General features: G+C 60.5%; 15 protein-coding genes. 12 read left to right on the top strand and 3 right to left on the bottom strand.

Annotated features, from left to right (window positions below; all coding sequences use genetic code 11):
* The first annotated feature begins 36 nt into the window (after nt 1-36).
* Entirely contained in the window at nt 37-1,032 is a 996-nt protein-coding gene (locus M1E16_RS24940) for an alpha/beta hydrolase family protein (protein WP_458128620.1), read from the top strand.
* A gap of 153 nt (nt 1,033-1,185) precedes the next feature.
* Here the strand turns inward: M1E16_RS24940 and M1E16_RS24945 are convergent, their stop codons facing one another.
* Genes M1E16_RS24945 through M1E16_RS24955 form a run of 3 tightly spaced genes read right to left on the bottom strand, consistent with a single transcriptional unit; the run spans nt 1,186 to nt 3,648 of the window.
* Nucleotides 1,186-1,953: a DnaJ domain-containing protein gene (locus M1E16_RS24945; RefSeq protein ID WP_458128621.1), complete on the bottom strand. Its 768-nt coding sequence runs from the start codon at nt 1,951-1,953 to the stop codon at nt 1,186-1,188.
* A gap of 1 nt (nt 1,954) precedes the next feature.
* Complete coding sequence (murU, locus tag M1E16_RS24950) at nt 1,955-2,626, bottom strand: N-acetylmuramate alpha-1-phosphate uridylyltransferase MurU (protein WP_458128622.1); 672 nt, start codon at nt 2,624-2,626, stop codon at nt 1,955-1,957.
* Complete coding sequence (locus tag M1E16_RS24955; protein WP_434627709.1) at nt 2,623-3,648, bottom strand: aminoglycoside phosphotransferase family protein; 1,026 nt, start codon at nt 3,646-3,648, stop codon at nt 2,623-2,625. Before M1E16_RS24955 ends, murU begins: the two co-directional genes overlap by 4 nt.
* 130 nt (nt 3,649-3,778) lie before the next feature.
* Between M1E16_RS24955 and M1E16_RS24960 the strand changes: the two genes are divergently transcribed.
* The 11 genes from M1E16_RS24960 (at nt 3,779) to M1E16_RS25010 (ending at nt 17,870) form a co-directional block, all read left to right on the top strand.
* Nucleotides 3,779-6,577, top strand: coding sequence for an LPS-assembly protein LptD (locus tag M1E16_RS24960; RefSeq protein WP_458128623.1), 2,799 nt, complete (start codon nt 3,779-3,781; stop codon nt 6,575-6,577).
* Entirely contained in the window at nt 6,558-7,874 is a 1,317-nt protein-coding gene (surA, locus tag M1E16_RS24965; RefSeq protein ID WP_305498405.1) for a peptidylprolyl isomerase SurA, read from the top strand. Before M1E16_RS24960 ends, surA begins: the two co-directional genes overlap by 20 nt.
* Nucleotides 7,871-8,860: a 4-hydroxythreonine-4-phosphate dehydrogenase PdxA gene (gene pdxA, locus M1E16_RS24970; protein ID WP_458128624.1), complete on the top strand. Its 990-nt coding sequence runs from the start codon at nt 7,871-7,873 to the stop codon at nt 8,858-8,860. The genes surA and pdxA overlap by 4 nt, the downstream gene beginning before the upstream one ends.
* Complete coding sequence (gene rsmA, locus M1E16_RS24975) at nt 8,857-9,675, top strand: 16S rRNA (adenine(1518)-N(6)/adenine(1519)-N(6))-dimethyltransferase RsmA (RefSeq protein ID WP_434627699.1); 819 nt, start codon at nt 8,857-8,859, stop codon at nt 9,673-9,675. The genes pdxA and rsmA overlap by 4 nt, the downstream gene beginning before the upstream one ends.
* A 109-nt stretch (nt 9,676-9,784) precedes the next feature.
* A complete protein-coding gene (gene apaG / locus M1E16_RS24980; RefSeq protein WP_305498400.1) occupies nt 9,785-10,165 on the top strand; it encodes a Co2+/Mg2+ efflux protein ApaG in 381 nt (126 codons plus the stop codon).
* Entirely contained in the window at nt 10,165-11,040 is an 876-nt protein-coding gene (locus M1E16_RS24985) for a symmetrical bis(5'-nucleosyl)-tetraphosphatase (protein ID WP_458128625.1), read from the top strand. Before apaG ends, M1E16_RS24985 begins: the two co-directional genes overlap by 1 nt.
* A 33-nt stretch (nt 11,041-11,073) precedes the next feature.
* Entirely contained in the window at nt 11,074-11,403 is a 330-nt protein-coding gene (gene glpE / locus M1E16_RS24990) for a thiosulfate sulfurtransferase GlpE (protein ID WP_458128626.1), read from the top strand.
* 299 nt (nt 11,404-11,702) lie between these two features.
* Nucleotides 11,703-13,625, top strand: coding sequence for a PrkA family serine protein kinase (locus M1E16_RS24995; RefSeq protein ID WP_305498395.1), 1,923 nt, complete (start codon nt 11,703-11,705; stop codon nt 13,623-13,625).
* A gap of 120 nt (nt 13,626-13,745) precedes the next feature.
* Nucleotides 13,746-15,017 carry a YeaH/YhbH family protein gene (locus M1E16_RS25000; protein ID WP_305498393.1) on the top strand — a complete coding sequence of 424 codons (1,272 nt, stop codon included), beginning with the start codon at nt 13,746-13,748 and terminating at the stop codon, nt 15,015-15,017.
* Nucleotides 15,014-16,579 carry a SpoVR family protein gene (locus tag M1E16_RS25005; protein WP_434696629.1) on the top strand — a complete coding sequence of 522 codons (1,566 nt, stop codon included), beginning with the start codon at nt 15,014-15,016 and terminating at the stop codon, nt 16,577-16,579. Before M1E16_RS25000 ends, M1E16_RS25005 begins: the two co-directional genes overlap by 4 nt.
* A 64-nt stretch (nt 16,580-16,643) precedes the next feature.
* On the top strand, nt 16,644-17,870 hold the full coding sequence (locus tag M1E16_RS25010; protein WP_458128627.1) for a multifunctional CCA addition/repair protein: 1,227 nt from the start codon (nt 16,644-16,646) through the stop codon (nt 17,868-17,870).
* Nucleotides 17,871-17,971 lie beyond the last annotated feature (101 nt).

Genomic DNA, 17,971 nt, shown 5'->3' on the forward strand with positions numbered 1-17,971 from the left:
AGGCTGCCGGAAATACTTCTGGTCATGGAATATCCGATGTCCTTTGTTAACCGCCTGACACTGCCTGCATTGTGCCTGTCGCTGATCCTGCCGAGTGCATTTTCTGTACAGGCCGGTGAAACGACCCCCGCCGCGGCAGATCAACCCGCCGAGGCGAAACCGGCCGAGCGCCAGCCTTTGCTCGAGCGCAGCCAGGAAGAAGCGGCGGCGCTCGCGCGAAAAGTCCCAGCCCAGGAACAGCAACAGCTGCAAACCGGCAGCGATGCGTTCCTTGCCCTCTGGAAGCCGGCCAACACCAGCGAGCCCAAGGGCGTGGTCGTCATCGTCCCTGGCGCTGGCGAAACGGCTGACTGGCCTCAGGTCATCAGCCCGCTGCGCAAAAAACTGCCGGATGCCGAATGGAGCAGCCTGAGTATTACGCTGCCGGACATGCAGAGCGACGTTATCGCACCCCGCGCGGCGGAAACACCGCCGGAGACCAAGCCGGCCGACATCGCTGCCGCGGCCCCCGATTCAACCACCGCGGCGCCGATCGAGCAGGTCGCGGGCGGCGAGGCCGACGCGGCTGAGCCGGCCTCCGCCGAAACCGGCGAAGACTCCGACAAGGCCGACGCCGAACGGATTTTCGCCCGTATCGACGCGGCATTGGCCTACGCCGAGCAACAGAGCGCCCGCAGTATCGTCCTGCTGGGCCACGGCACCGGCGCCTATTGGGCAGCGCGCTATCTTGGCGAAAGACAACCCACGCAAATCCAGCGCTTCGTGATGGTCGCGGCCCAGACACCCGTCACCGCCAAGCCCGGCCTCGCCGAGCTGACACCGAACCTGAAGCTGGCAACGGCAGACATCTTTTATATGGACAAACCGACGGACCGCAACGCGGCCCTGGAGCGCCTGCAAGCCAGCAAACGACTGAAAGGGTCGAGCTTCAGCCAGGTTTCCCTCAAGGCACTGCCCAACGCAACGGCGCAGCAGGAACAGCTGTTTCGACGGGTTCGGGGGTGGTTGAGTCCGCAAAGTCCGGAGCAGTGAAACCCTGCAGCCTGCTTCTGTGGCGAGGGAGCTTGCTCCCGCTCGGCTGCGCAGCAGTCGTAATCCGCTTAGCATGATTATCTGGGAAGTGCGGCGCCTGGTTTGGGTCCGCTTCGCGGACCAGCGAGAGCAAGCTCCCTCGCCACGGGTGTACTAGCGAAAATCCCTGCGCTCGCGAATCACTCGATAGGCGTTGTGCAGCTCGCGGGTCTTGTCGGTTGCTTCGCGTACCTGCAAGGCTGTCGCCCCGCTGCCAGCGATCTTGTCCGGGTGATGACGACTGATCAGGCGGCGATAAGCGCGCTTGATTTGCGACGGTTCGCTGCTGGCCGAAACCCCTAACAGCCGCAACGCCTCCTGATACGTCAAGCCACTGCTGGGCAGCCCCGGTTTCTGCGGCTCGTAGTCCATCGCCAGGGCCTGGACCTGCTGCGGCGTCCAACCCAGCCACTTGCCCCACTGGGCGAGCAACTCACGTTCGGCTACACCGGCACGGCCGTCGGCCCAGACCATCCGCCAGCAGGCCCGAAGCACGCCTTCAGCCGCATGCGGCTGGGCACTCAGGCGACGCAGATAACCACGCAGCCGATCGTTTCCCGATTTGCCCCGATTAAAGGCCGCGATAGCCCGACGTTGCGCCGGTTCGCTCAAGTCCAGCGCGCGCATTTCCAGACGCGCCTGCTGGATGTGACCATCGACGACGCGCCCGTCGATCTTCGCCAGGCGACCGAGCAACACGAATAACAGTTCATCGTTGCGCAACGCCGGGCGCCCGCCCAGGCGTTCGCGCACCTGGGCCCAGCCGTGCAGATTCAGACGCCGGTCCAGCGCCTGCCCCAACAATGCGCCGAGCATGGCCCCCGGGATGCTGGCAATGGCAAAGCCCGCCCCCGCTCCAATCAGAGTCCCTGGCCACCACATATCAACAGCTCGCTTCTATCAGTTTTTCGACTTGCGATAAACGTTCGTGAGTACCCACATCGACCCAGCGTCCTTCCAGGCGCGAACCGCTGACCTGCCCTGCGGCCATGGCGCGGCGAAACAGCGGGGCCAGCTTGAATGCGCCATCGGCGCAGCCGGCAAACAGCTGTGGATCCAGCACGGCGATGCCGCTGTATGTCAGCTTATCGGCACCAGGTTCGCCGTCATTAACCTGGCCGCCAGCCAGAATGAAATCGCCCTCGGGGTGATGCTCCGGATTGTCCACCAGCACCAGGTGCGCCAACCCCTGGATCGGCCGACGCAGGGCGCTGAAATCGTAATCGGTCCAGATGTCGCCGTTGACCACCAGGAACGCCTCGTTACCCAGCAGCGGCAGCGCGCGGAAAATTCCGCCGCCGGTTTCCAGCGGCTCACCCTCCGGCGAATAGCGGATCTGCACGCCAAACCGCGAACCGTCGCCGAGGTGATCTTCGATCTGCTGGCCGAGCCAGGCATTGTTGATCACGATTTCGGTGAACCCGGCCGCGGCCAATGCCCGCAGGTGGTACTCGATCAACGGGATGCCGCCGACGCGAATCAACGGTTTGGGGGTAGTGAGGGTCAGGGGCCGCATGCGCTCACCCTTGCCCGCCGCCAGGATCATCGCCTTCATGCGCTCGCTCCATCCGCTTGGCGCAGGCTGCGGAGCAACTCGTCCAACGGTGCCAGTTCCGGACGACGGGCAATGACCGCTTCTATATAGGCAAAGAAACGCGGCACGTCAGCCAGGTAACGCGGCTTGCCATCGCGGTGGCAAATACGCGCGAAGATGCCGATTACCTTGAGATGGCGTTGCACGCCCATCAGGTCGCTGGCACGCAGGAAATCCTCGAAATCCGGCTGGACCGGAATGCCGAGCGTGCCGGCCTGCCGCCAATAATCTTCCAGCCAGCCGCGCACGCGCTCTTCCGGCCAACTGAGGAAGGCGTCCTTGAACAGGCACGTCACGTCGTAGGTCACCGGGCCATAGACCGCGTCCTGGAAATCCAGTACGCCTGGGTTGGGTTCGCTGAGCATCAGGTTGCGCGGCATGTAGTCGCGGTGCACCAGTACTTTCGGCTGGGCCAGGGCACTGTTGATCAGCAGGTCGGATGCCTGCTGCCACAGTTGCTGCTGGGCCGTATCGAACTCGATTCCCAGCTCACGCTTGACGTACCACTCGGGGAACAACTCCAACTCGCGACGCAATAACGCGACGTCGTAGCTGGGCAGCGGCGCGACCATCGGCAGTTGCTGAAAAGCCAACAAGGCTTGCAGGGCATCGCCGAACAGATCGTCGGCATTTTCGCCGTTGATCACGTCCAGATAGGTCTGGTTGCCCAGGTCATTGAGCAAAAGAAACCCGCGTTCGAGGTCTTCGGCATAAATTTTCGGCACGTTGATCCCGGATTTCGCCAGCAAAAAAGCAATATCCACGAACGGTTTGCAGTTTTCCTGGGGCGGTGGCGCGTCCATCACGATCAGGCTGCGGCCCTCACCCTGCCAGCGGAAGTACCGCCGGAAACTCGCGTCACTGCTGGCCGCGGTCAACGTGGCCGGGGGTACGGCGCCCCAGCCTTGTTGGGTGAAGAGGATTGGTAGCTGCTCATCGAGCCAAACTTTCAGGTGTTGCAAGCGTACATCTTGGTCAGGCATTGCAAGGGTCTCCGACGGCGCTAGCCGTCAAGCGGGTCATGCTTTATTATCCAGCATCTTTTTCAGACCATCGAGAGGCGTGCGGCCCACACCGCGGGCAGATGGCACGCAGGAAGCCCGGACTAATAAGATGGCATTGAAATCCCCCGCGTTTCGTAAAAAATTTCCGTTGCTGGTCACCGGCAGTCTGCTGGCTCTGCAACCCCTGGCCTCTTCATTCGTCGTCGCGGCGCAGCAGTATGACTGTTCCGTCTCCGCTTCGGGTGCCTGGGACTGTTCACCCAAAGCGCCGGCCGCTGCATTGCCGCCGCGCCCGGTGCATGAAGGCAGTGCGGTTGCCGACAGCGGCAGCGCTCCGGCCGACAGCGATTCGGGCGAGGTAGCCGGCGATAAGCCGATGCTCGTTACCGAATCCAAGGGCCGCGGCCTGAAGTCGCGCAGTGCAGACTACAGTCACCTGGACTGGGTTCCGCGCGAGAACCTCACGCCCGCGCAACTGGCTGAAACCGGCCCGTACTGCGCGGGCGCGTACATCGAGCCGTCTCGCCCAGGCATGAACGACAAGACCGCCAAGAGTGACGCTCCGACGTTCCTCGGCGCCAAGGCTTCGCGATACGAGCAGGAGCAGCAAGTGGCGACCCTGGCCGGTGACGTGGTCATGCGTCAGGGCAGCATGCAGGTCGAGGCCGACGAGGCCAGCCTGTACCAGGCCGAGAACCGCGGCGAGCTGAGCGGCAACGTGCGAGTCCGCGACAACGGTGCGCTGATTGTCGGCGACCACGCCGATGTGCAGCTGGACACCGGTGAAGCCAAGGTCGACAACGCCGAATACGTGATGCACAAGTCGCGCATCCGCGGTAACGCGCTGTACGCCAAGCGCGCCGAGAACGCGATCATCCGCCTCAAGGACGGTACGTACACCACGTGCGAGCCGGGCAGCAACGCCTGGACCCTCAAGGGCAACAACATCACCCTGAACCCGGCCACCGGCTTCGGCACCGCTACCAACGTGACGCTGCGGGTCAAGGACTTCCCGGTCCTGTATACGCCTTACATCTACTTCCCGATCGACGACCGTCGCCAGTCCGGCTTCCTGCCGCCGACCATCGGCAGCGGCAGCGACACCGGCTTCCTGCTGGTCACCCCGTACTACTTCAACCTGGCGCCGAACTACGACGCCACGTTGTACCCACGCTACATGAGCAAGCGCGGCCTGTTGATGGAAGGCGAATTCCGCTACCTGACCAAGTCCAGCGAAGGCCAGTTCGGCGCGGCGTACCTCAACGACGAAGAAGACGAGCGCGCCAAGCAGACCGACTACAGCAAGACCCGCTACATGTACAACTGGCAGCACAAGGGTGGGCTGGACTCGCGTGTACTGACAGAAGTCGACTACACCAAGATCAGCGATCCGTATTACTTCCAGGATCTGCAGACCGATCAGATCGGTGTTGAGTCCAGGGAGTACGTGAACCAGCAAGGTGCGGTCAGCTATCGCGGTGATACCTATACCGCACGGTTGAATGCTCAGGCATTCCAGATGGCCACGATTTCGGACATCACGCCTTACGACCGTTTGCCGCAAATTACCTTCAACGGTTTTCTGCCGCAGCATCCGTATGGACTGGATTTCGCCTATAACACCGAGTTCGTGCGGTTTGACAGGGACTTGAGGAACGGCAACTACACGGATGAAAACGGTAACACCGAGCTGTTTCTGGATGAGAACGTTCGCGGCCTGGCCCGCGCTACTGGCGACCGGATAAATCTGGCCCCGGTTGTCAGCCTGCCAATGACTGCAAGCTATGGCTTCATCAAGCCCTCGCTCAAGTACCAGTACACCCAATACGATCTTGACCTGGATAGCCAGGGCAAACAGGACATCGCCGCCCAGACCGCTGAAGGTGATCGCCTGAACGGTACCTACAGTGGCAGCCAGAACCGCGGCGTGCCAATTGCCAGCATCGACAGCGGCCTGTACTTCGACCGTGATACCCAGTGGTTCGGCAAGAATTATCGCCAGACACTGGAGCCGCGCCTGTTCTATCTCTACGTGCCGGAGAAAGATCAGAGTGACATTCCAGTCTTCGACACCAGCGAAAGCACCTTCAACTACGCCTCGCTGTTCCGGGACAACCGTTTCACCGGCTCTGACCGCGTCGGCGACGAGAACAAGCTGTCGCTGGGCGTAACCAACCGCTGGATCCAGGAAGACGGGTTCGAGCGCCAGCGCATCAGCGTCGGCCAAGCCTTCTATTTCAAGGACCGCGAAGTTCAACTGCCAGGTATCGACGCCAGGACTCGTGAAGACGCGCATTCAAGCGTTTCGCCTTACGCACTGGAATACGAATACCGCTGGAACCGCGACTGGCGCACCACGGCCGACTACAACTGGGACCCGGACACTCATAGCCCGCGCTCGGGGAGTGCCATGTTCCACTACCAGCCAGAGGACAACCCGAACAAGGTTATCAACGCCGGTTATCGTTATCGCAACGACCTGGTGCGTTATGACCAGACTACCGGTCAATGGCAAGTGGGCGGCGGCGACTACGGCACCCCGGGCCAACCTGGCTACGTGAAGGACTACTACAAGATCAAACAGCACGACTTCTCGGTCATCTGGCCGATCGTGCCGCAGTGGAACGCAATCAGCCGCTGGCAGTATGACTACAACCGCAACCGTACCCTGGAAGCCTTCGGTGGTTTCGAATACGACAACTGCTGCTGGAAACTGCGCCTGATCAACCGTTACTGGGTCGACTATGAAGAATTCAGTCAAGCCGCCCCGGAAAACGAAAAAGGCGACCACGGCGTCTTCCTCCAAATTGTTCTGAAGGGACTCGGCGGCCTCACCGGCGCCAAGGTAGAGAGCTTCCTCGACAAAGGCATTCAAGGTTATCGTGAACGTGAAGACCAAGCTTTCTGATTGTCTGCGCCCGCTGATGCTGGGCGCGCTGTTCCTGGGTACCGCGGCGAACGCCGCGGTACAGTCCATCGACAAGGTCGTGGCCATCGTCGATAACGACGTGGTCATGCAGAGCCAGTTGGACCAGCGGGTCCATGAAGTTCAGCAAACCATCGCCAAGCGTGGCGGTGGCTTGCCACCACCGGGTGTGCTGGACCAACAGGTGCTCGAGCGCCTGATCGTCGAAAACCTGCAGTTGCAGATTGGCGAGCGTTCCGGCATCCGCATCACCGATGAAGAACTGAACCAGGCCGTCGGCACCATTGCCCAGCGCAATAACATGACTGTCGACCAGTTCCGCGCTGCCCTGGCGCGCGATGGCCTGTCGTTTGACGACGCCCGCGACCAGATCCGTCGCGAGATGGTCATCAGCCGTGTGCGTCAGCGCCGCGTCGCCGAACGCATCCAGGTTTCCGAGCAGGAAGTGAAGAACTTCCTCGCGTCCGACTTGGGCAAGATGCAGCTTTCGGAAGAATTGCACCTGGCAAACATCCTGATTCCTACGCCGGAAAGCGCCAATTCGGAAGCGATCCAGAGCGCTTATCGCCAGGCAATGGACATTTACCAGCAGCTCAAGCAAGGCGCCGACTTCAGCCAGATGGCGGTAGCCCGTTCGGCCAGTGAAAACGCTCTGGAAGGCGGCGACATGGGCTGGCGCAAGGCCGCCCAACTGCCGCCTCCGTTCGATCGCGAGTTGAGCACCATGGCCGTGGGCGACATCACCCAACCAGCCCGCACGCCTGGCGGCTTCATCATCCTGAAGCTACTGGAAAAACGCGGTGGCGGTACCCAGGTGCGTGACGAAGTACATGTTCGTCATATCCTGATCAAGCCAAGCGAGATCCGCAGCGAAGCCGAGACCAAGCGCCTGGCCGAGAAACTGTACGAACGCATCACCTCCGGCGAAGACTTCGCCGAGCTGGCGAAGAGCTTCTCGGAAGACCCGGGCTCGGCCCTGAACGGCGGCGACCTGAACTGGGTCGACCCGAACGCGCTGGTTCCCGAGTTCCGCCAGGTCATGGCCGAAACACCACAAGGCCAGCTGTCGAAGCCGTTCAAGAGCCCTTATGGCTGGCATGTCCTGGAAGTCCTTGGCCGTCGCGCCACCGACAGCACCACCCAGGCGCGCGAACAACAGGCGCTGACGGTATTGCGTAACCGCAAGTACGACGAAGAGCTACAAACCTGGCTGCGCCAGATTCGCGACGAAGCCTACGTCGAGATCAAACTCCCTGGTGCAGACCAGGCAGCGCAGTGAAACCCAAGCGTTTCGCGCTGACTCCCGGCGAGCCTGCCGGCATCGGTCCCGACCTGTGCCTGCTGCTCGCCTCGCAAGTCCAACCACACCCCCTGATTGCGATCACCAGCCGCGACCTGCTCCTTGAGCGGGCCGCGCAGTTGGGGGTGGCCGTCGACCTGTTGCCGGTGACGCCGGACGCCTGGCCGGATGCCCCCGCTCCCGCCGGTAGCCTGTACGTATGGGATACACCGCTGGGCGCACCTGTCACCGCAGGCCAGCTGGACAAGGCCAACGCAGCATTTGTGCTGCAGACCCTGACCCGCGCCGGCCAAGGCTGCCTGGATGGGGCTTTCGCCGGCATGATCACGGCGCCGGTACACAAGGGCGTGATCAATGAATCCGGCATTCATTTTTCCGGACACACCGAATTCCTGGCCGACCTGACCCATACCGCGCAAGTGGTGATGATGCTCGCCACCCGTGGCCTTCGCGTGGCTCTGGTCACCACTCACCTGCCCCTGCGAGACATCGCCGACGCCATTACCCCGGAACGCCTCGAACGCGTTACGCGGATATTGCACGCCGACCTCCAGGAAAAATTCGGCATCGCCCGGCCCCGCATCCTGGTGTGCGGGCTGAATCCGCATGCCGGCGAAGGCGGGCATCTGGGCCATGAAGAAATCGACATCATCGAACCCACACTGGAGCGCTTGCGCAGCGAGGGCATGGACCTGCGTGGCCCGCTGCCTGCCGACACTCTGTTTACCCCCAAATATCTGGAGCACTGCGATGCAGTGCTGGCGATGTACCACGACCAGGGCCTGCCCGTGCTGAAATACAAAGGTTTCGGTGCGGCGGTCAACGTGACCCTGGGCCTGCCGATCATCCGCACCTCCGTGGATCACGGCACTGCCCTGGATTTGGCCGGCAGCGGCAGGATCGACACCGGGAGCCTGCAAGTCGCGCTGGAAACCGCCTACCAGATGGCCGAGACCCATTTATGACCGAGCAATACCAACACCGCGCGCGCAAGCGCTTCGGCCAGAACTTCCTGCATGACGCCGGCGTTATCGACCGTATCCTGCGCTCCATCAATGCCAAGCCCGATGACCGTATGCTCGAGATCGGGCCGGGCCAGGGCGCACTGACCGAAGGATTGCTTGGCAGCGGCGCGCAACTGGACGTGGTGGAGCTGGACAAGGACCTGGTACCGATTCTCAACCAGCAGTTCGCCGGCAAGAGCAATTTCAACCTGCATCAGGGCGATGCGCTGAAATTCGACTTCAACAGCCTGAATGCCGCGCCGGGCAGCCTTCGAGTCGTGGGCAACCTGCCGTACAACATCTCGACGCCGCTGATTTTCCACCTGCTGAACAATGCCGGCCTGATCCGCGACATGCACTTCATGCTGCAGAAAGAAGTGGTCGAGCGTCTCGCCGCCGGGCCTGGCGGAGGTGACTGGGGTCGTTTGTCGATCATGGTCCAGTATCATTGCCGGGTTGATCACCTGTTCAACGTAGGCCCCGGTGCGTTCAACCCGCCGCCGAAAGTCGACTCCGCCATCGTCCGGCTTGTGCCTCATGCGGTCCTGCCGCATCCCGCCAAGGACCATCGCCTGCTGGAGCGTCTGGTACGCGAAGCGTTCAACCAGCGCCGTAAAACCCTGCGCAACACCCTGAAACTGTTGCTCAGCAGTGCCGAAATCGAAGCCGCCGGCGTCGATGGCAGCCTGCGTCCGGAGCAACTGGACCTCGCAGCCTTCGTCCGCCTGGCCGACAAGCTCAGCGAACAGGTCGCGCCAGATACCGACGCCATCTGACGTTCAATGGTCGCTATCGGGCAGTACGCCAGTCTGGTCTACTACCCGATACTTGGCCTAGACTGATTCCCTCAGTTACGCCCGCGTCCCGCTTCCAAGGCCCTTTTGCATGTCCGATCCCCGTTATCAGGTCGACGTCAGCGTCGCCACCCGCTTTCTCGCTGAACAGTCGCAACCCGAGCACAACCGCTTCGCCTTTGCCTACACCATCACTGTGCGCAACAACGGCTCGTTGCCAGCCCGACTGCTGTCACGGCACTGGATCATCACCGACGGCGACGGGCACGTCGAAGAAGTCCGTGGCGAGGGCGTGGTCGGTCAGCAACCGTTGATCGACGCAGGCCAAAGCCACAGCTACAGCAGCGGCACCGTGATGACGACCAAGGTCGGCACCATGCAGGGCACCTACCAGATGCTGGCCGAGGACGGCAAACGCTTCGACGCGGTCATCAAGCCCTTTCGCCTGGCGGTGCCAGGAGCGTTGCACTGATGGCCACGTACGCGGTCGGCGACCTGCAAGGCTGCCTCGACCCGCTCAAGTGCCTGCTGGAGCGGGTCGCCTTCGACCCACGTGAAGACACCCTGTGGCTCGTGGGCGACCTGGTCAACCGGGGGCCGCAATCGCTTGAAACCTTGCGCTTCCTCTACGGCATCCGCGATTCGCTGGTTTGCGTGCTGGGTAACCATGACCTGCACCTGCTGGCAGCCTGGCAGAACATCGAGCGCTTGAAGAAGTCCGATACCCTGAAGGAAATCCTCGACGCGCCTGATTGCGTCGAGCTGCTCGAATGGCTGCGCCAGCAGAAGCTCATGCACTACGACGAGGCGCGCAACCTGGCGCTGGTCCATGCCGGCATTCCGCCCCAATGGTCGTTGCGCAAGGCGCTCAAGTGCGCAGGCGAAGTGGAGCAGGCGTTGCGCGATGACAACCTGTTCGGCCCCTACCTGGATGGCATGTACGGCAACGAACCGGTGAAGTGGGACAACGACCTCACCGGCGCCGCCCGACTCAGGGTCATTACCAACTATTTCACCCGGATGCGCTTCTGCACCCGTGATGGCAAGCTTGATCTCAAGGGCAAGGAAGGCATCGAAACCGCTCCGCCCGGCTATGCGCCCTGGTTCAAGCACAAGGAGCGCAAGACCCGTAACCTGAAGATCATCTTTGGCCATTGGGCCGCGCTTGAAGGCCAAAGCGACGAGCCAGGGGTCTTTGCCCTCGATACCGGCTGTGTCTGGGGCAGCGCGCTGACACTGATGAACGTCGACAGCGGCGAGTTGCTGCGCTGCGATTGCGACGAGAAGGGGCATGCCAAACCCCATCAACCGACCACCGTATCATTGCCGGCCGGCACTGCCATTTGATCGGCTTTGCCCTCAAGGCCACAGGAGTCCCGTATGACCGAATTCAAACGCATCTCTCCCGAACAAGCCCAGGCCCTGCGTAAACAGGGTGCCGTCGTCGTCGATGTGCGCGACCCAGCCACCTTTGCGGCTTTGCATATCAGCGGCTCCAAGCATCTGGACAACCATTCGCTGGCCGACTTCATCCGTGCCGCCGACCTCGATGCACCTACCGTTGTGGTCTGCTACCACGGCAACTCCAGCCAGAGCGCAGCGGGTTACCTGGTCAGCCAGGGCTTCAGCAATGTCTACAGCCTGGACGGCGGCTTTGAGCTGTGGCGCACGGCTTATCCTGACGAAACAGCGCAAAGCACTCACGAATAATTTTTTATGACAGCCAAGCCCACGAGAACCGCGGGCTTGGGCGATGGCAGACGAACGGTCTGCCATAACTAATTACGTATTCCACCTTTACCTCTCGGATTCCGAACTATCCTTAGCCTCAGGCCATCCAAAACAGGGGAGAGCCGGTACACCGGCGCGCGGGTCATCGGGAGTCAGCTTTCAGGAGCCAGCGTTCTTGAAAGCATTCTGGGGGGTAAACGGCAACTGGGTTCCCAGCGGCTGTCCAGCATCGACTGATTGATCCGACACCGGCTCCACGTATCGAGCGAGGTGACGTCATGAGTATTTTTAGCCACTTCCAGCAACGTTTCGAGTCCACGCGGCAGGAGGAGTACTCGCTGCAGGAATACCTCGAACTCTGCAAGCAGGACCGCAGTGCCTACGCATCGGCCGCGGAGCGTCTGTTGCTGGCAATCGGAGAACCGGAACTGCTGGATACCTCGACCAACTCGAGGCTCTCGCGGATCTTTTCCAACAAGGTGATTCGCCGCTATCCGGCCTTTGCGGACTTCCACGGGATGGAAGAATGCATCGAACAGATCGTTTCCTATTTCCGCCATGCCGCCCAAGGCCTGGAGGAGAAAAAACAAATCCTCTATCTGCTCGGCCCTGTCGGTGGCGGTAAATCGTCCCTGGCCGAGAAGCTCAAGCAACTGATCGAAAAAGTGCCCTTCTATGCCATCAAGGGTTCGCCGGTGTTCGAGTCCCCACTGGGGCTGTTCAACGCTACCGAAGACGGCGCGATTCTCGAGGAAGACTTTGGCATTCCCCGGCGCTATCTCAATACCATCATGTCGCCATGGGCTACCAAGCGCCTGGCCGAGTTCGGCGGCGATATCAGCCAGTTCCGGGTGGTCAAGCTCTACCCCTCGATCCTTAACCAGATCGCAGTGGCCAAGACCGAGCCCGGGGATGAAAACAACCAGGATATCTCTGCCCTGGTGGGTAAGGTCGATATTCGCAAACTGGAGGAATTCCCTCAGAACGACGCCGACGCCTATAGCTATTCGGGCGCACTGTGCCGGGCCAACCAGGGCCTGATGGAATTCGTCGAGATGTTCAAGGCGCCCATCAAGGTGCTGCACCCCCTCCTGACTGCTACCCAGGAAGGCAACTACAACAGTACCGAAGGGCTGGGAGCGATCCCGTTCAGCGGCATCCTGCTGGCCCACTCCAACGAGTCGGAATGGCATACCTTCCGCAACAACAAGAACAACGAAGCCTTCATCGACCGGATCTACATCGTCAAGGTGCCGTACTGCCTGCGGGTGACCGATGAGATAAAAATCTACGACAAGCTGTTGTTCAACAGTTCGCTGTCCAAGGCCCATTGCGCCCCCGATACGCTGAAGATGCTGGCCCAGTTCACCGTGCTGTCGCGTCTCAAGGAGCCGGAAAACTCCAACATCTATTCGAAAATGCGCGTCTATGACGGTGAAAACCTCAAGGACACCGATCCGAAGGCCAAGTCGATCCAGGAATACCGCGACAACGCGGGCGTGGACGAAGGCATGAATGGTCTTTCCACGCGTTTCGCATTCAAGATCCTGTCCAAGGTCTTCAACTTCGATCCTCACGAAATTGCCGCCAACCCGGTCCATCTGCTTTATGTACTTGAACAGCAGATCGAGCAGGAGCAGTTCCAGGCTGAAACCCGTGAGCGGTACCTGCGCTTCCTCAAGGAATACCTGGCTCCACGTTATATCGAGTTCATCGGCAAGGAGATCCAGACGGCCTACCTGGAGTCCTACAGCGAGTACGGCCAGAACATCTTCGATCGTTATGTGCTTTACGCGGATTTCTGGATCCAGGATCAGGAATACCGCGACCCGGAAACCGGCGAAATCCTCAACCGCGTGGCACTGAACGAGGAACTGGAAAAAATCGAAAAACCGGCGGGCATCAGCAATCCGAAGGATTTCCGCAACGAAATCGTCAACTTCGTGCTGCGCGCCCGGGCCAACAACAACGGCAAGAACCCGACCTGGCTCAGCTACGAGAAGCTGCGGGTGGTTATCGAGAAAAAAATGTTCTCCAACACCGAAGACCTGCTGCCAGTCATCAGCTTCAATGCCAAGGCCAGCAAGGAGGACCAGCAAAAACACAACGACTTCGTTACACGCATGGTCGAACGTGGCTACACCGACAAACAGGTACGCCTGCTTTCCGAGTGGTACCTGCGGGTCCGTAAATCACAGTAGCGCAGCCACAAGCCACAAGCGACGAGCTGCAAGCCAGAATCGCCTGAACTCCAGGTTCCGAGCGACCCCTTCTACTTGCAGCTCGTAGCTCACCACTTGAAGCTGCCCAGAGGGTCACCTATGAGCTATGTGATCGACCGACGCCTGAATGGCAAGAACAAGAGCACGGTGAACCGCCAGCGTTTCTTGCGGCGTTACCGTGACCACATCAAGAAAGCCGTCGAAGAGGCGGTCAGCCGTCGTTCCATTACGGACATGGAGCATGGCGAGCAGATCAGCATCCCTGGCCGCGACATCGACGAGCCGGTGCTTCACCACGGCCGTGGTGGCAAGCAGACCGTCGTGCACCCGGGAAACAAGGAATTCACCACTGGCGAGCACATCCCGCGTCCGCAGGGGGGAGGCGGCGGCAAGGGGCCCGGCAAGGCCGGCAATTCCGGCGAAGGCATGGACGAGTTCGTATTCCAGATCACCCAGGAGGAATTCCTCGAATTCATGTTCGAGGACCTGGAACTGCCGAACCTGGTCAAGCGCAACCTGACCGGTACCGACACCTTCAAGACCGTGCGCGCCGGCATCAGCAACGAGGGTAATCCGTCACGCATCAATATCATTCGCACCCTGCGTTCGGCCCATGCCCGACGCATCGCGCTCTCAGGCAGCAGCCGGGCGAAACTGCGCGAAGCCAAGGAAGAGCTGGCTCGCCTGAAACGTGAAGAACCCGACAATTTTGGCGATATTCAGGACTTGGAAGCGGAAATCGAGAAGCTCAGCGCGCGTATCCATCGTGTGCCGTTCCTCGACACGTTCGACCTCAAATACAATCTCCTGGTGAAACAACCGAATCCCAGTTCGAAGGCCGTGATGTTCTGCCTGATGGACGTTTCCGGCTCCATGACCCAAGCCACCAAGGACATCGCCAAGCGCTTCTTTATCCTGCTATACCTGTTCCTGAAGAGGAACTACGACAAGATCGATGTGGTGTTCATCCGTCACCACACCAGCGCCAGGGAAGTCGACGAGGAAGAGTTTTTCTATTCCAGGGAAACCGGCGGCACGATCGTGTCCAGCGCGCTGAAACTGATGCAGGAGATCATGGCCGAACGTTACCCCGCCAATGAATGGAACATCTATGCGGCCCAGGCGTCCGACGGCGATAACTGGAACGATGACTCGCCAATCTGCCGTGACATCCTGATCAACCAGATCATGCCGTTCGTCCAGTACTACACCTATGTGGAAATTACTCCACGCGAACACCAGGCCCTGTGGTACGAATACGAACGCATCGCCGAAGCCTTCTCCGACACATTTGCCCAACAGCAACTGGTCTCGGCCGGGGATATCTACCCGGTCTTCCGTGAACTCTTCCAGCGCAGGTTAGTGACATGACCGCCAAAAAAGAGCAGAAGCGCCAGCCCATTTCCACCGGCTCCGAATGGACATTCGAGCTGATCCAGGCCTATGACCGCGAAATCAGCCGTATCGCGGACCGTTACGCCCTGGACACGTACCCCAACCAGATCGAAGTGATCACCGCCGAGCAGATGATGGACGCGTATGCATCCGTAGGGATGCCCCTGGGCTACCACCATTGGTCCTACGGCAAGCATTTCCTCAGTACGGAGAAATCCTACAGCCGCGGCCAGATGGGGCTGGCCTATGAGATCGTGATCAACTCCGATCCCTGCATCGCCTACCTGATGGAAGAAAACACCATCTGCATGCAGGCGCTGGTGGTGGCGCATGCCTGCTATGGCCACAACAGCTTCTTCAAGGGCAACTATCTGTTCCGCACCTGGACCGACGCCAGCTCGATCATCGATTACCTGGTGTTCGCCAAGCAGTACATCATGCAGTGCGAGGAACGCCACGGCATTGATGCGGTGGAGGACCTGCTGGACTCCTGCCACGCCCTGATGAACTATGGTGTGGACCGCTACAAGCGGCCGTATCCGATTTCCGCCGAGGAAGAGCGCCGACGCCAGAAGGACCGTGAAGAACACCTGCAGAAGCAGATCAACGATCTTTGGCGGACCATTCCCAAAGGCGCGGACAAGTACAGCGAGAAAGACAACGCGCGGTTCCCTGCCGAACCCCAGGAGAACATCCTTTATTTCATCGAGAAACACGCGCCGCTGCTGGAACCCTGGCAGCGCGAGATCGTACGCATCGTGCGCAAGATCGCCCAGTATTTCTACCCTCAGCGCCAGACCCAGGTGATGAACGAGGGCTGGGCAACATTCTGGCACTACACGTTGATGAACGACCTGTACGACGAGGGCCTGGTCACCGATGGCTTCATGATGGAGTTCCTGACCTCCCATACCAGCGTGGTATTCCAGCCAGGCTTCGATAGTCCCTACTACAGCGGCATCAACCCTTATGCCCTGGGCTTTGCCATGTACCGCGACATTCGCCGCATGTGTGAAGACCCTACCGAAGAGGATCGCCGCTGGTTTCCGGAAATCGCCGGCTCGGACTGGCTTTCCACGATCAAATTCGCCATGAGCAGCTTCAAGGACGAGAGTTTCATCCTGCAGTACCTTTCGCCCAAGGTGATCCGCGACCTCAAGCTGTTCAGCATCATGGACGATGATCAGAAGGATGACCTGCTGGTGCCGGCCATCCACGACGAGAGCGGTTACCGGATCATCCGTGAAACCCTGGCAGCGCAATACAATCTCGGTAATCGCGAGCCCAACGTGCAGATCTACAGCATCGACCGTCGTGGTGATCGTTCCCTGACCCTGCGTCACCAACAGCACAACCGCAAACCGCTGGGCGATTCCACCGACGAGGTCCTCAAGCACCTGCATCGGCTTTGGGGGTTCGACATCCACCTGGAAACCCTGCAGGGCGACCAGGTGATGAAAACCCACCATGTGCCGCCGCGCGGCGAACAAGGCGAAGGGGATTACGGACGCCTGGACCTGGCCGTCATTCATCTTTGATAGCGTTTTCGCCTCCGAAGGTCCGGCTTAAAGGTTTATCCTGTCGGCCCAACGGAGGTTTTTTATGCAGATCTACAAAGTCGGCGGCGCTGTTCGTGATCGCCTGCTCGGCATCCCCGTCACCGACATCGACCGGGTAGTCGTGGGTGCCACCGCCGAGGAAATGCTGGCCAAGGGATTCCGTCCCGTGGGGGCTGATTTTCCGGTCTTCCTTGACCCGAAGACTGGCGAGGAATACGCCCTCGCCCGCACCGAACGCAAGAGCGGCAGGGGTTACGGTGGCTTCGTGTTCCATGCCAGCCCCGAGGTGACGCTCGAAGAAGACCTCATCCGCAGGGACCTGACAATCAACGCCATGGCCGAAGACGACCATGGCAACCTCACCGATCCCTACCACGGCCAGCGCGATCTCGAAGATCGCCTGCTGCGGCACGTTTCCCCGGCGTTTGCCGAGGATCCACTGCGGGTTCTGCGAGTTGCCCGCTTTGCCGCACGTTATGCCCCGCTGGGTTTCAAGGTGGCGGACGAAACCCTCGCGTTGATGCGCAAGCTCAGTGAATCTGGCGAGCTGGAAGCTTTGACTGCCGAACGCAGCTGGAAAGAGATCTCCCGCGCCCTGATGGAGGATCAGCCACAAGTGTTTATCCAGGTACTGCGCGACTGCGATGCCCTCAAGGTATTGATGCCCGAAGTCAATGCGCTGTTCGGGGTCCCGCAGCCTGAGGCTCATCACCCGGAAATCGACAGCGGCGTCCATACCTTGAGCGTGCTGGAACAGTCGGCGCTGCACAAACAGCCACTGACGGTCCGCTGGGCTTGCCTGTTGCATGACCTCGGCAAAGGTTTGACACCCGAGCACGAATGGCCAAGGCACATCGCCCATGAGCACAAGGGCCTGAAGCTGATCAAAGCAGTCAACGAACGCTTCAAGGCGCCCCGTGACTGCCAGGAACTGGCGCTGCTGGTAGGTCAATACCACACCCATGGACACCGCGCGCTGGAGCTCAGGGCAACCACTTTGCTTGAGCTGCTGCAGAGCTTTGATGTGTACCGGCGCCCCCAGCGTTTCGAGGAGTTCATTGCCGCATGCGAGATGGATGCGCGAGGGCGCAAGGGGCTTGAGGAACGAAGTTACCCACAGGCTGATTACCTGCGGGGCGCTGCGTCAGCGGCCCGCGGCGTGGCGGTGCAGCCGTTGCTGGAGAAGGGTTTCAAGGGGCCGGAACTGGGTGAAGCGATCAAGCGAGAGCGCCTCAGGGCGCTGAAAGCCTACAAGGAGGCGGCGAGCTGACGGAAATGATCTCCGTTGAATCTTCGCTGAATATCCTGCCGTCTTCGCGAGCAGGCTCGCTCCCACATTGGCGCTCGGCTGGGCCACAATCATGTGTCCAC

The organism is Pseudomonas sp. Z2-11 (assembly GCF_054161305.1).

Bases quoted from the DNA above. Each gene is read 5' to 3' on its own strand.
- M1E16_RS24960 (WP_458128623.1), top strand. From the start codon at position 3,779: ATGGCATTGAAATCCCCCGCGTTTCGTAAAAAATTTCCGTTGCTGGTC.
- M1E16_RS25000 (WP_305498393.1), top strand. From the start codon at position 13,746: ATGAGCTATGTGATCGACCGACGCCTGAATGGCAAGAACAAGAGCACG.
- M1E16_RS25010 (WP_458128627.1), top strand. From the start codon at position 16,644: ATGCAGATCTACAAAGTCGGCGGCGCTGTTCGTGATCGCCTGCTCGGC.
- rsmA (WP_434627699.1), top strand. From the start codon at position 8,857: ATGACCGAGCAATACCAACACCGCGCGCGCAAGCGCTTCGGCCAGAAC.
- M1E16_RS24955 (WP_434627709.1), bottom strand. From the start codon at position 3,648: ATGCCTGACCAAGATGTACGCTTGCAACACCTGAAAGTTTGGCTCGAT.
- apaG (WP_305498400.1), top strand. From the start codon at position 9,785: ATGTCCGATCCCCGTTATCAGGTCGACGTCAGCGTCGCCACCCGCTTT.
- murU (WP_458128622.1), bottom strand. From the start codon at position 2,626: ATGAAGGCGATGATCCTGGCGGCGGGCAAGGGTGAGCGCATGCGGCCC.
- glpE (WP_458128626.1), top strand. From the start codon at position 11,074: ATGACCGAATTCAAACGCATCTCTCCCGAACAAGCCCAGGCCCTGCGT.
- M1E16_RS24995 (WP_305498395.1), top strand. From the start codon at position 11,703: ATGAGTATTTTTAGCCACTTCCAGCAACGTTTCGAGTCCACGCGGCAG.
- M1E16_RS24940 (WP_458128620.1), top strand. From the start codon at position 37: ATGTCCTTTGTTAACCGCCTGACACTGCCTGCATTGTGCCTGTCGCTG.
- M1E16_RS24945 (WP_458128621.1), bottom strand. From the start codon at position 1,953: ATGTGGTGGCCAGGGACTCTGATTGGAGCGGGGGCGGGCTTTGCCATT.
- M1E16_RS25005 (WP_434696629.1), top strand. From the start codon at position 15,014: ATGACCGCCAAAAAAGAGCAGAAGCGCCAGCCCATTTCCACCGGCTCC.
- M1E16_RS24985 (WP_458128625.1), top strand. From the start codon at position 10,165: ATGGCCACGTACGCGGTCGGCGACCTGCAAGGCTGCCTCGACCCGCTC.